We start from the raw sequence: 12,006 nt of genomic DNA on the forward strand, positions 1-12,006 counted from the left end.
GATTCGACAGTGACGCCCGCAGGGGGCCGGCTAGTATAGGCAGCCATCACGAGCGAAGCGAAAGCCCGCCGCGCCCCGGCGCCGCGGTGCGACGAGGAGACGGCATGCGGCGGTGGAACGGGTGGGGTGAAGAATCGACGGTGGTGGAGCTGCCGGCCCAGGGTGGCGCGTTCCTGGCGGAGCGCCTGGGGCCGGGCCAGGTGCTGCCGGACGCGGACCTGGCCGAGGTACTGGCCCGGGTGCCGCCCTCTCGGCTGCTGCCCCACACCCGGATCGCCAGCGACCCCGAGACCCGCGTGCGCCATGCCCGGGGCCAGAGCCTGCCGGACTGGCTGGCGCTGCGCGAAGGCCAGCTGGGCACCTTCCCCGATGGCGTGGCGTTCCCGGAGAACGCCGAGCAGATCCGCGAGCTGCTGGCCTGGGCGGCGCAGCACGATGCCCAGGTGATCCCTTACGGCGGCGGCACCTCGGTGGCCGGCCACATCAACCCCCAGGCCGGCGCCCGGCCGGTGCTGACCCTGTCCCTGGAGCGGATGAACCGCTTGCTGGAACTGGACGAGGAAAGCCTGCTGGCCACCTTCGGCCCCGGGGCCAACGGGCCCCAGGTGGAAAGCCAGCTGCGCGCCCGCGGCTTTACCCTCGGGCATTTCCCCCAGTCCTGGGAACTGTCCACCCTCGGCGGCTGGGTCGCCAGCCGCTCCAGCGGCCAGCAGTCCCTGCGCTACGGCCGCATCGAGCAGCTGTTCGCCGGCGGGACCCTGGAAACCTTCGCCGGGCCCCTTGAGATTCCGGCATTCCCGGCGTCCGCCGCCGGGCCCGACCTGCGCGAGCTGGTGCTGGGCTCGGAAGGCCGCTTCGGGGTGATCTCCCAGGTACGGGTGCGGGTCTCGCGGCTGCCCGAAGAAGAGCGGTTCTACGCGGTGTTCCTGCCGTCCTGGGAGCGGGCGCTGGACGGCGCGCGGACCCTTGCCCAGGCGCGGGTGCCGCTGTCCATGGTGCGCCTGTCCAACGCCGCCGAGACCGAGACCCAGCTGGCCCTGGCCGGGCACCCGGGGCAGATCGGCCTGCTGGAGCGCTACCTGGCGCTGCGCGGCGCCAGCGCCGGCAAGTGCATGCTGACTTTCGGCATCACCGGCAACCGTTCGCAGAACGCCGCCTCGCTGCGCCAGGCCCGGCGCCTGCTCAGGGGCTTCAGCGGTGTGTTCACCGGGACCCTGCTGGGCCGCAAGTGGGCGGAGGGGCGCTTTCGCTTCCCCTACCTGCGGGAGGCCCTGTGGCAGGCCGGCTATGTGGTGGACACTCTGGAGACCGCCACCGACTGGCGCAACGTCGCGTCCCTCATGGGCAAGGTGGAGGGTGTGCTGCGGGAGGGGCTGGCGGAGCAGGGCGAGCAAGTCCACGTGTTCACCCACCTGTCCCACGTCTACGGCCAGGGTTCCAGCCTCTACACCACCTACGTGTTCCGCCCCGGCACCAGCTACGCCGAGGCCCTGGCCCGCTGGCGCCGGCTCAAGCACGCTGCCAGCGTGACCCTGGTGAACAACGGCGGCACCATCAGCCACCAGCACGGGGTGGGCCGCGACCATGCGCCCTACCTCGCGGTGGAAAAGGGCGAGCGGGGCCTGGACGTCCTGCGGGCCATGGCGCGCCATTTCGACCCGGACGGCCGGCTGGCGCCCGGCGTGCTGCTGCCGGAATGAACGCCTGGAACGCGGCCTGGCGCGATGCCGCGCTGCCCGGTCTGGCCAGCCGCGACTGGGACTTGCTGGTGGTGGGCGGTGGCATCAGCGGCGCCGGCATCCTGCGCGAGGCGGCGCGCCAGGGCTGGAAATGCCTGCTGCTGGAGCAGCGCGACTTCGCCTGGGGCACCTCCAGCCGCTCGTCGAAGATGGTCCACGGTGGCCTGCGCTACATCGCCAAAGGGCGCTTCGGGCTGACCCGCGACTCGGTGCGCGAGCGCCAGCGGCTGCTGGACGAGATGCCCGGGCTGGTGGAGCCCCTGAGCTTCGTCATGCCCCACTACCGCGGCGGATTCCCCGGCCCGCGGGTATTCGGTGGCGTGCTGACCGTCTACGACGCCCTGGCCGGCCGGCGCAACCACCGCTTCTACGACCCCGCTCAGCTGCGCTACCTGGCGCCGGGGCTGCGCCCGGACCACCTGCTGGGCGGCACCCGCTTCTATGATGCGGTGACCGACGATGCGCGACTGGTCATGCGGGTGCTGGGCGAAGCCCGCGCCGCGGGGGGCGAGGCCCTGAACGGCGTTCGCGTGCTGGAGCTGCTGCGGGACGGCGGCCGGGTGGTGGGGCTGGTGGCCGAGGACCGCGAGAGCGGGCGGCCCTTCACCTTTCGCTGCCGCGCCGTGGCCCAGGCCACCGGTGCCTGGGCCGGCGCCCTGGGTGCCGGCGAGCGGCCCGCGCGCATCCGCCCGCTGCGGGGCAGCCACCTGCTGGTGCCCCACTGGCGCCTGCCGGTGGCCCACGCTTTCAGCTTCATGCACGCCGCCGACCAGCGCCCGGTGTTCGTCTTCCCCTGGGAAGGGGCGACAGTGATTGGCACCACCGACCTGGACCACCGCGAGACCCTGGACGACGACCCGCGCATCGCCGCGGAGGAAGTGGACTACCTCCTGGCCGCCTGTACGCAGCAGTTCCCGGCGGCGGCCATCGGCCCGGCCGACGTGCTGTCCACCTGGGCCGGCGTGCGCCCGGTGGTGGGCGAGGGCGGCGCGCGGCGGCCGTCCGACGAGTCCCGCGAGCATGTCCTCTGGGTGGAGCCCGGCAGCGTCACCCTGGCGGGCGGCAAGCTCACCACCTTCCGCCTGCTGGCCCGGGAAGTCCTGCAGGCGTGCGCGCCCTTCGTCGGCCGCCCGTACCAGGACGTGACGCCGCCCCCGGCCGTCGCCCCCGATCTCCCGCGTCATCTGCCGGCCGCGGTCCGCCGGCGCCTGGCCGGGCGCTATGGCGCCGCCGTGACCGCCCTGCTGCGGGACCTGGACAGGACCGGTGGTGCCTGCATCGGCGACACCGAGACCCTCTGGGCCGAGCTGGCCTGGGCCGCGCGCCAGGAATTGGTGCTGCACCTGGACGACCTGCTGCTGCGGCGCACCCGTATCGGCCTGTTGCTGGCCGACGGCGCCGCCGCCGAGCTGCCGCGCATCCGGGCCCTGTGCCAACCCCTGCTGGGCTGGAGCGACAGCCGCTGGTTGCGCGAGGAGCAGGCCTATCACGCGCTCTGGCGCCGTTGCTACAGCCTGCCGGCCGCATCGCCCTGAGCGATGCCCGGCGTTCCCCTTGACCCGGGCCCCGGCCCGCGAGGACCCGACGTGAGCGAACCGACCTACCTGCTGGCCCTGGACAACGGCACCCAGAGCGTGCGCGCGCTGCTCTTCGACCTGGCCGGCAACCTGGTGGCCAAGGGCAAGGTGCCGCTGCAGGCCTACTACTCGACCCGGCCCGGCTGGGCCGAACAGGACCCCGACTACTACTGGGCCTGCCTGGGGGAAGCCTGCCGGCAACTCTGGGACCAGGTGGACATCGACCGCCGGGCGATCCGCGGAGTGGCCCTGACCACCCAACGCGGCACCCTGATCAACGTCGACGCCGAGGGGCACCCCCTGCGCCCGGCGATCCTCTGGCTCGACCAGCGCCGCGCCGAGGTCGAGGCGCCCATCGCCGGTCCCTGGGGCTGGCTGTTCAAGCTGATCGGCGCCGAGGCCACGGTGGACTACTTCCGTGCCCAGGCCGAGGTCAACTGGATCGCCCAGCAGCAGCCCGACATCTGGGCGCGTACCCACAAGGTGCTGCTGCTCTCGGGTTTCCTCACCCATCGCCTCACCGGCCGTTTCGTCGACTCGGTGGGCTGCAGCGTCGGCTACCTGCCGTTCGACTACCGCCGGCTGCGCTGGGCGGCGCCGCGGGACTGGAAGTGGCAGGCCATGCCGGTGCGCCCCGAGCAGTTGCCAACGCTGCACAAGCCCGGCGAGCAACTGGGGGTCATCAGCGAGGCGGCCAGCCTGCACACCGGCATCCCGGCCGGGCTGCCACTGATCGCCGCCGGTGCCGACAAGGCCTGCGAGGTACTGGGCGCCGGGGTGGTGGAGCCGGGCATCGCCTGCCTGTCCTACGGCACCACCGCCACCATCAACACCACCCGGGCGCGTTACCTGGAGACCATCCCGCTGATCCCGCCCTATCCGGCGGCGATCCCCGACCACTACAACACCGAGGTGATGATCTACCGCGGCTACTGGATGGTCAGCTGGTTCAAGGAGGAATTCGGCCTGCGGGAGCGCCAGCGCGCCCAGGACCTGGGGGTCGAGCCGGAGGCGCTGTTCGACGAACTGGTGAACGCGGTGCCGCCGGGCTCCATGGGGCTGATGCTGCAACCCTACTGGTCGCCGGGCATCCGCGAGCCGGGGCTGGAAGCCAAGGGCTCGATCATCGGCTTCGGCGACGTGCACACCCGGGCCCACCTGTACCGGGCGATCCTCGAAGGCCTGGCCTATGGCCTGCGCCAGGGCAAGGAGCGTATCGAGCGCCGTTCGAAGACCCCCATCGAGCGGTTGCGGGTCTCCGGGGGCGGTTCCCAGAGCGACGCGGCGATGCAGCTCACCGCCGACATCTTCGGCCTGCCGACGGAGCGTCCCCACACCTACGAGACCTCGGGCCTCGGCGCGGCCATCGACTGCGCGGTGGGGCTGGGCCTGTTTCCCGACTTTCCCGCCGCCATCGCCGCCATGACCCGGGTCGGCCGGGTGTTCCACCCCGAGCCCGAGGCCCAGCGCCTCTACCAGCGGCTCTACCGGGAGGTCTACCAGCGCATGTACCGCCAGCTGAAGCCGCTGCACCAGGCGATCCGCGACATCACCGGCTACCCCGCCTGACGCCTGCGGCGTCCGGGGCGAAACCATCGTCCGCGCCGCGCAGTCCTACTCCCTGCGCCAGGCCGCCGGCCTGGGCGCGCGGGTCGCGTTTCGGCCAGGAGGATGGACATGACGGATGTGGCGGCGCCCCGGCGGCGGGCCCTGATGATCCTGAACGGCAAGCAGATCGCCAACGACGAGGTGCGCACGGCGGTGGCCGAGCAGCGAGCCCGGGGCTGGGACCTGGCGGTGCGGGTCACCTGGGAGCACGGCGATGCCCAGCGGATCGCCAGCGAGGCGCTGGCGGCCGGTTATGCCACGCTGATCGCCGCCGGTGGCGACGGCACCCTGCGGGACGTGGCCGAGACCCTGGCCCAGGCGGGCGGCGACGCCACCCTGGCGCTGGTGCCCCTGGGCACCGCCAACGATTTCGCCCGCGCCGCGGCGATCCCCCTCAACCCCCACGAGGCCCTGGCGCTGCTGGACTACCCGGCCCAGGCCATCGACCTGGGCGAAGCCGGCCCGCGGCTGTTCGTCAACATGGCCACCGGCGGCTTCGGCTCGAAGATCACCGCCAATACCCCGGAAGACCTGAAGAAGGTCCTCGGCGGCGCCGCCTACCTGCTCACCGGCCTGACCCGCTTCTCGGAAGTGCGCGCGGCGTTCGGGCGCTTTCGTTCGCCGGACTTCGCCTGGGAAGGGGAATTCCTCGCCCTGGGCATCGGCAACGGGCGCCAGGCCGGGGGCGGCCACCTGCTGTGCCCGGATGCGCGTATCGACGACGGCCTGCTGGAGCTGTGCATCGTGCCGGCACCGCCGGACGTGGTGGGTACTCTGGGGACGCTGTTCGCCGGTGGCGTGCGCGGGGTGGACACGGTGGCGGTGCGGGCCCGGGTGCCCTGGGTCGAGGTGGAGGCACCGGAAGGGCTGGACATCAACCTGGACGGCGAGCCCCTGGAAAGCACACGGGTGCGTTTCGCCGTGCGCACCGGGGCGCTGCGCATGCACCTGCCGCCCGGTTCGCCGCTGCTCGGCTGACGCCTGTGGCGGCTGGTGCCGGCCGGAACCCTGGGGCATGATGGCGAAGCGGGCAGGGCCGGGGCGACCGCCGACCGTGGATTTTCACCGGCCTGGGCTAGACTCGTGGAAACGACAGGAGCAGACGATGGCCGGCATTCTCGACAGCGTTGACCAAAGAACCCAGCTGGTGGGTGAGAACCGGCTGGAAATCCTCATGTTCCGCCTCACCGGTCGCCAACTGTTCGCGATCAACGTGTTCAAGGTCCAGGAAGTCCTGCAGTTGCCCAAACTGACCCTGATCCCGCAGCGCCATCCGGTGGTGTGCGGGGTGGTCAACCTGCGTGGCCAGACCCTGCCGGTGATCGACCTGTCCCAGGCCATCGGCATGCGTCCGCTGGTGCCGGACCAGAACAGCACCATCATCGTCACCGAGTACAACCGGTCGATCCAGGCGTTCCTGGTGGGGGGCGTGGACCGCATCCTCAACCTCAACTGGGAAGCCATCCTGCCGCCCCCGGGCGGTGCAGGCCGCCAGCACTACCTGACCGCCATCACCAAGGTGGACGACCAGATCGTCGAAGTCATCGACGTGGAGAAGGTCCTGGCGGAAATCGTGCCCATGAGCACCCGGGTTTCCGAGGACCGCCTGAGCGACCCGGTGCTGGAGCGGGCCCGTGGGCGCGAGGTGCTGCTGGTGGACGACTCCAGCGTAGCCATCTCCCAGCTGCGCGATACCCTCACCCAGCTGGGCATGAAGCTGCACGTGGCCAGCGACGGCCTCAAGGCGCTGAACCTGCTGAAGAAGTGGGCCGATACTGGCGAAGTGATGACCGACAAGCTGCTGATGATCTTCACCGACGCGGAAATGCCGGAAATGGACGGCTACCGGCTGACCACCGAGATCCGCCAGGACCCCCGCCTGCGGGGCCTCTACGTGGTCATGCACACGTCCCTGTCGGGCAGCTTCAACGATGCCATGGTGAAGAAGGTGGGCTGCGACAACTTCCTCTCCAAGTTCCAGCCCGACAAGCTGGTGGACGTGGTGCGCCAGCGCCTGCAGCTCGACATTACCTGATCCCCGGTGCCGCCGAGACCGGCGGCACCCGCCTGGGGTAGCATGGCGAGGTCCGTGTCCGACGAGTAGCCCGCCGTGCCCCGAGTCTCCGCGCTGTACCGCTATCCCCTCAAATCCGCCATCGGCGAACGCCTGCCGGCCGTCGAGCTGGACGCGCTCGGCGTGGCGGGCGACCGCCGCTGGATGCTGGTGGACGAAGCCAGCGGGCGCTTCCTCACCCAGCGGGCGTTCGCCGTCATGGCCCACTTGCTGGCGCGCTGGAACGAGAGCGGCGGGCTGCGCTTGTCGGCACCGGGCCTACCCGATCTAGACGTGCCGCTGCCCTCCGCGGATGCCGAGCTGCGTGGCGTGCAGATCTGGACCGACATGGTGCGCGTTTCGGATGCCGGCGATGCTGCGGCCGAGTGGCTCAGCCCCTTCATCGGCAAGCGTTGCCGGCTGGTGTACATGCCGCCGGAGCGGGCCCGGATCGTCAAGGACGCCCTGGGCCCCGAGGAGAAGGTCGCCTTTCCCGACGGCTTCCCGCTGCTGCTGATCGGCCAGGCCTCCCTGGATGACCTCCAGGCACGCGTGGGGCGTCCGCTGGACATGCGCCGCTTCCGTCCCAACCTGGTGGTGGAGGGGGCGGCGGCCTTCGCCGAGGACGGCTGGACGCGCATCCGCATCGGCGATCAGGTGTTCCGCGTGGCCGGCGGCTGTTCCCGCTGCATCCTCACCACCATCGACCCGGACCTGGGCGAGCGCAGCACCGACCGCGAGCCCCTCACGACCCTGAAGACCTACCGCGAACGGGACGGCCAGGTGTACTTCGGCCAGAACCTCGTCCACGAAGGCCGCGGGCGTATCGAAGTGGGCATGCCGGTGGAAATCCTCGATTGATCACGGAGCTTGGTGGGCGGCGACCGGCGTTTGCAGGTGGCTCACTGTCCTGCCCGCCCGGGTGGGTACAGCCCGGACGATTCCGGCCAGACCGAACAGCCGAAGGAATGGGCAGGACCGTTGCGTCCTGCCCAGTCTTTACACGCGTCAGATGTCGTCGAAGAAGCGTTCGTGCCAGTCCACGATGGGCTGGGGCGCGTTGAGCTTCTGCCCGTAGATCACCGCGTAGGACAGCACGTTCTGCACGTACTGGCGGGTCTCGTCGAAGGGAATGTTCTCCACCCAGACGTCGAACGCCAGGTGATTCGCGCCCTTCAGCCACTGACGCACCCGCCCGGGCCCGGCGTTGTAGGCGGCGGAGGCGAGCACCCGGTTGCCGTTGAACTGGGCATGGACCTGGCTCAGGTAGGCGGCGCCCAGCTGGATGTTCAGGTCCGGGTCGATGGCCTGCTGCGGCGACGCCAGGGGAATGCTGAACTTGCGCGCGGTGTCCTTGGCGGTACCCGGCATCAGCTGCATCAGGCCCATGGCGCCCACCGGGGAGCGGGCATCGTCCATGAACGCGCTTTCCTGGCGGGTGATGGCGAACACCCAGCTGGAGTGCAGCCCGCGCACCTTGGCCTGCTGCACCAGGCTCGCGCGGTGGGCGATGGGGAAGCGGATGTCCAGGTCGTCCCAGTACTGGGCCTGGCTGATGGTGCGGATGGCCGGGAAATACCACTGCAGGTCATAGGCCAGCTTCGCCTGGGCGACCATCTCGTCGCGGCTGAACAGCCGGCTGACGTGGTACCACTCGCGCCGGCCGTTGACGATCTCGCCGCGGTCGTGGAATTCCAGGGCACGGCGGATGCCGGGGGTGTTGCGCACCTTCTGTACCACCCGCGGGTCCAGGGCCAGGGGTTTGTTGTTCAGGCTATAGGGGGTCTGGATGCGGTCGGCGGCGAGGAAGCCGTAGAAGTCCCGCTCCTTGGCCACCGGCTGGAACAGCGCCTGGGCTTCCGCGCTCTGCGGTTGCGCCAGCTGCAGGCTGCGGGCGCGCCAGTAGCGCCAGCGGTTGGTGTCGGCCAGGGACGGCGGCATCTGGGTGGTCAGGCGGTATACCTCGTCCCACCGGCCCAGGCGCATCAACAGCCGGGCGCGCCACTCGGAGACGGTGTCGTCCCGCAGCTCCGGGTCGTACTGGGTCATGATTGACAGCGCGCGCGGGTCGAATTTCTTCGCCAGGGTCAGGCCCACCTCGCGGGCGATGGACACCTTCTCTTCCTTGGAGAAGGGCAGGCGGGTCGCGTACTGGTTCAGCAGTTGCAGCGCCTGCTCCGGGTCCTGCCGCGCCAGGCGACGAAGGCCGAGCCCGACCACGTCGGCCATGGCCCGGTCGGCCGGGGTGAAGAGACCCGGCTGGTTGAGCATCTGCGGTTTCTGCGCCACGTCCACCAGCAGCTTGCCCTGGTTGGCGAGGGTGGGCATGCCTTTCGCCAGCTGAGTGGCGAGGCCGTAGTTACGGGCCTCGGCGGCGAGCTTGGCGCGCTGCCAGCGCTTCTCTTCGGTGAGCTGGCCGTCGGCGCTCCACAGACCGAACAGGCCTTCGCAGGCGTCGGGTTGGGACTTGCCCACCAGCCAGAGCTTCTCGGCGGTCTGGTAGCCCTCGGCTTTCAGGCCGTGCTGCAGCTGGTACTGGCCGTACAGGCAGTCCAGCTCGGTAAAGTTGAGCTTGGGATCGTAGTAGGTGACGAAGGTCTTCCAGTCGCCGCGGTCGGCCAGCCAGCGCAGCCAGCGCAATTTCATCCAGCCCGCCTGGGGCAGGTCGCCGTGCTGGGCGAGGAACGCCTCGATCTCCTGGTTGCTGGCGGATTTCAGACGGGCGGTCAGCTCGTCGTAGGCCAGGTAGGGCTCCAGGGGGTAATCGCTCAGGGCATTGGCGTAACGCCGGTAGGGTTCGCCGTCGCCCTTGGCCAGGGCACGCTTGGCCTCGTCGTACATCTGGCGCTGCTGGGCCAGGCTGGCGGCCTGGGCGCCGCCGAGGGAAAACAGGGAAAGGAACAGGCAGGAGAACAGAAACAGACGACCGCGCATGACACTTCCGCAAGAAAAAGAAGCTGGAGGACTGGGCACATCGGCGCCCCGGACAGCTAGCTTAGCCGCTGGCCAGGGGTGGCGAAACCCACGGCTGCATCGGGGAAAAAAGGCCAGCATGCCACAGGTGCATGCCGGTAGAATGCGCCGCAGTTTTTTCCGGAGGTGCCCATGGCCCTGCTCAAGTTCACCGACGTCGCCCTGGCCTATGGCACCACACCCTTGCTGGACGGCGTTTCCTGGCAGATCGACCGCGGCGAGCGAGTCTGCGTGATCGGCCGCAACGGCACTGGCAAGTCGAGCCTGCTGCGCCTGGTGAAGGGCGAGCAGATGCCCGACGACGGCGAGATCTGGCGGGCGCCCGGGCTGAAGATCGGCGAGCTGCCCCAGGAACTGCCGCCGGCGGACGAGCGTACCGTGTTCGACGTGGTGGCCGAGGGGCTGGCCGGCGTCGGCGAGCTGCTCGCGCGCTACCACCACCTCAGCCAGCACATCCACGACCAGGCCGACCTGGATGCGCTCACCCATGTCCAGCAGGAACTGGAAGCCCGCGATGGCTGGCGCCTGCAGCAATTGGTGGACAGCACCCTGAGTCGCCTGCAGCTTCCGGCGGACAAGACCCTCGCCGAACTCTCCGGCGGCTGGCGGCGGCGGGTCCTGCTGGCCCAGGCCCTGGTATCGGAGCCGGACCTGCTGCTGCTGGACGAGCCCACCAACCACCTGGACATCGGCGCCATCGCCTGGCTGGAAGAGGCGCTGCTGGGCTACAACGGTGCCGTGCTGTTCATCACCCACGACCGCTCCTTCCTGCAGAACCTGGCGACCCGCATCCTCGAACTGGATCGCGGCCACCTGATCGACTGGAACGGCGACTACGCCAGCTTCCTCGTGCACAAGGAGCAGCAACTGGCGGCGGAAGAGACCGCCAACGCGCTGTTCGACAAGAAGCTGGCCCAGGAGGAGGTGTGGATCCGCCAGGGCATCAAGGCCCGCCGTACCCGCAACGAAGGCCGCGTGCGCGCCCTCAAGGCGATGCGCAGCGAACGCAGCGAGCGACGCGAGCGCCAGGGCAAGGCCAGCTTCCAGCTGGAAACGGCGGACAAGTCCGGCAAGCAGGTGATCGTCGCCGAGCACGTCGACTATGCTCATCCGGGCGGCCAGCCATTGATCCAGGATTTCTCCCTGGTGCTGCAACGGGGCGACCGCATCGGCCTGCTGGGGGCCAACGGGACCGGCAAGACCACGCTGCTCAAGCTGCTGCTGGGTGACCTGCAACCTACCCGCGGCACCATCGCGGTGGGCACCAAGCTGGAAGTGGCCTACTTCGACCAGCTGCGTCAGCAGCTGGACCCTGAGAAGACGGTGATCGACAACCTCGCGGAGGGCCGCGATTTCATCGAGATCGACGGGCAGAACCGCCACGTGCTGAGCTACCTGGGCGACTTCCTGTTCAGCCCGCAGCGGGCACGGACCCCGGTCAAGGCGCTGTCCGGTGGCGAGCGGGCGCGGTTGCTGCTGGCCCGGCTGTTCAGCAAGCCGGCCAACCTGCTGGTGCTGGACGAACCCACCAACGACCTGGACGTGGAAACCCTGGAGTTGCTGGAGGAAGTCTTGCTGGGCTTCCAGGGCACCGTACTGATGGTCAGCCACGACCGGGCGTTCCTCGACAACGTGGTCACCAGCACCCTGGTGTTCGAGGGGGAAGGCCGGGTCCGCGAATACGTCGGTGGCTACCAGGACTGGCTGCGCCAGGGCGGTTCGCCACGCCTGCTGGGTGTGGGCGACGCCAAGCCGCCACGGGGCGAGGCCCAGGCCGGCGCCCCGGCGGCCAGCGAGGCGCCCGCGCCGGCCGTGGCGAAACCGGAGGTGGCGAAGAAGAAACTCAGCTACAAGCTGCAGCGCGAACTGGACGCCTTGCCGGAGCAGATCGACGCGTTGGAGCGGGACCTGGCGGCGGTCCAGGCGGAGACCGCCGACCCGGCGTTCTACCAGCGGCCGGCGGCGGAAACCACGGCGGCCCTGGCGCGCCTGGAGACGCTGCAGCAGGAGCTGGACCGGTTACTGGAGCGCTGGGCCGAACTGGACGGTTGAGGGC

The 12,006-nt window shown here is 70.2% G+C and carries 8 protein-coding genes; 7 read left to right on the forward strand and 1 reads right to left on the reverse strand.

The genetic code is table 11. The features are described 5' to 3' along the window. The first annotated feature begins 104 nt into the window (after positions 1-104). The 6 genes from FM069_RS09970 (at position 105) to FM069_RS09995 (ending at position 7,838) form a co-directional block, all read left to right on the forward strand. Positions 105-1,700: an FAD-binding oxidoreductase gene (locus tag FM069_RS09970; protein WP_143488149.1), complete on the forward strand. Its 1,596-nt coding sequence runs from the start codon at positions 105-107 to the stop codon at positions 1,698-1,700. Continuing rightward, complete coding sequence (locus tag FM069_RS09975; RefSeq protein WP_143488150.1) at positions 1,697-3,274, forward strand: glycerol-3-phosphate dehydrogenase/oxidase; 1,578 nt, start codon at positions 1,697-1,699, stop codon at positions 3,272-3,274. The genes FM069_RS09970 and FM069_RS09975 overlap by 4 nt, the downstream gene beginning before the upstream one ends. A 3-nt stretch (positions 3,275-3,277) precedes the next feature. Next, positions 3,278-4,885 (forward strand): FGGY-family carbohydrate kinase, encoded by a 1,608-nt coding sequence (locus FM069_RS09980; RefSeq protein ID WP_407681574.1) that lies wholly within the window; start codon positions 3,278-3,280, stop codon positions 4,883-4,885. 108 nt (positions 4,886-4,993) lie between these two features. After that, the gene (gene yegS, locus FM069_RS09985; RefSeq protein ID WP_143488152.1) at positions 4,994-5,902 is read left to right on the forward strand and encodes a lipid kinase YegS; all 909 of its coding nucleotides are present in this window, start codon (positions 4,994-4,996) and stop codon (positions 5,900-5,902) included. Between the two features lie 127 nt (positions 5,903-6,029). Then, entirely contained in the window at positions 6,030-6,959 is a 930-nt protein-coding gene (locus FM069_RS09990; RefSeq protein WP_143488153.1) for a chemotaxis protein CheV, read from the forward strand. A gap of 75 nt (positions 6,960-7,034) precedes the next feature. After that, positions 7,035-7,838 (forward strand): MOSC domain-containing protein, encoded by an 804-nt coding sequence (locus tag FM069_RS09995; protein ID WP_143488154.1) that lies wholly within the window; start codon positions 7,035-7,037, stop codon positions 7,836-7,838. A 147-nt stretch (positions 7,839-7,985) separates the two neighbouring features. Here the strand turns inward: FM069_RS09995 and FM069_RS10000 are convergent, their stop codons facing one another. Further along, complete coding sequence (locus FM069_RS10000; protein WP_143488155.1) at positions 7,986-9,911, reverse strand: transglycosylase SLT domain-containing protein; 1,926 nt, start codon at positions 9,909-9,911, stop codon at positions 7,986-7,988. 171 nt (positions 9,912-10,082) lie between these two features. Between FM069_RS10000 and FM069_RS10005 the strand changes: the two genes are divergently transcribed. Then, positions 10,083-12,002, forward strand: a complete 1,920-nt coding sequence (locus FM069_RS10005; RefSeq protein ID WP_143488156.1) for an ATP-binding cassette domain-containing protein — start codon at positions 10,083-10,085, stop codon at positions 12,000-12,002. Positions 12,003-12,006: the final 4 nt, after the last annotated feature.

Origin of the sequence: Pseudomonas mangiferae (genome assembly GCF_007109405.1) — a bacterium.
Lineage (GTDB): Bacteria > Pseudomonadota > Gammaproteobacteria > Pseudomonadales > Pseudomonadaceae > Pseudomonas_T > Pseudomonas_T mangiferae.

Coding starts and splice junctions, on each gene's coding strand:
- FM069_RS09970 (WP_143488149.1), top strand. CDS start 105: ATGCGGCGGTGGAACGGGTGGGGTGAAGAATCGACGGTGGTGGAGCTG.
- FM069_RS09975 (WP_143488150.1), top strand. CDS start 1,697: ATGAACGCCTGGAACGCGGCCTGGCGCGATGCCGCGCTGCCCGGTCTG.
- FM069_RS09980 (WP_407681574.1), top strand. CDS start 3,278: ATGCCCGGCGTTCCCCTTGACCCGGGCCCCGGCCCGCGAGGACCCGAC.
- yegS (WP_143488152.1), top strand. CDS start 4,994: ATGACGGATGTGGCGGCGCCCCGGCGGCGGGCCCTGATGATCCTGAAC.
- FM069_RS09990 (WP_143488153.1), top strand. CDS start 6,030: ATGGCCGGCATTCTCGACAGCGTTGACCAAAGAACCCAGCTGGTGGGT.
- FM069_RS10000 (WP_143488155.1), bottom strand. CDS start 9,911: ATGCGCGGTCGTCTGTTTCTGTTCTCCTGCCTGTTCCTTTCCCTGTTT.
- FM069_RS10005 (WP_143488156.1), top strand. CDS start 10,083: ATGGCCCTGCTCAAGTTCACCGACGTCGCCCTGGCCTATGGCACCACA.